Here is an 866-nt window from a genome sequence, read left to right as displayed (position 1 = left end):
GGCACGAGGCGCCGCGACCGTTCGGCGCGCGGGTCCCGCCTGATCCGCCCGGTCATGGTACCACCGGTCTTGGCACCACCAGTCATGGCACCACCGCCGCGAGCACGAGTTCCGCCACGTCCTTCACCTCGGGGCGCGGCCCGGTCACGCCTTCGAGCATCGCCGTGCATCCGGGACACGCCACCGCGACGACGGACGCCCCGCCCTGCCGCATCTGCTCCATCCGGAGGTCGGGAATACGGGTGGCCGCGTCGACGTCGCTTGCCGGGCTTCCGCCGCCGCCGCCGCAGCACATGGCGCGCATGCCGTGGCGTTCGACCTCCACGCGGGTGCGGCAGGCCGCGTCGAGCAGGCGGCGGGGGGCGTCGATCACGCCGTTATAGCGCCCCAGATAACAGGGATCGTGATAGGCGACGGCGGGCCCGTCACGCCGCGCGAGGGTAAGCCGCCCGTCCTGCACCAGCGCGTCCAGCAGGGTCGTATGATGCTCGACGGTCCATGTGCCGCCCAAGGTGGCGCCAAGGGCGGGATATTCGTTTTTCAGGACGTGATAGGCATGCGGGTCCGCGGTGACGATCTTGGTGAAGCGGCGCGTTCCGAGCGTTTCGATCACCTCGCGCGCGAGGGCCTGGAACGTCGCCTCGTCGCCCAGGCGCCGGGCGACGTCGCCGCAATCGACTTCGTCCGCGCCCAGGGTGGCGAACCGGAGACCCGCCTTGCGCATGAGCGTCACCAGGGCCCGCAACGATCGGCCGTACCGCAGATCGTACGCGCCCTCGCCCAGCCAGAGCAGGATGTCGGTCTCCTCGCCCGGCGCCAGGACCGGGACGTCGAGGGCCGCGATCCCGTCCGTCCGCGCGTCCAGG

At 71.7% G+C, this 866-nt stretch carries 1 protein-coding gene; it reads right to left on the bottom strand.

Annotated elements, in window-relative coordinates:
• Positions 1–82: 82 nt before the first annotated feature.
• On the bottom strand, positions 83–866 hold a 784-nt coding region (locus HUK84_RS20500), incomplete at its 5' end, for a (Fe-S)-binding protein (RefSeq protein WP_176641836.1).

The sequence above is a fragment of the Nguyenibacter vanlangensis genome, assembly GCF_013376155.1.
Taxonomy (GTDB): domain Bacteria; phylum Pseudomonadota; class Alphaproteobacteria; order Acetobacterales; family Acetobacteraceae; genus Gluconacetobacter; species Gluconacetobacter vanlangensis.
The sequence above is the reverse complement of the archived record's forward strand: the minus strand, read 5'-3'. Positions and strand labels throughout refer to the sequence as shown.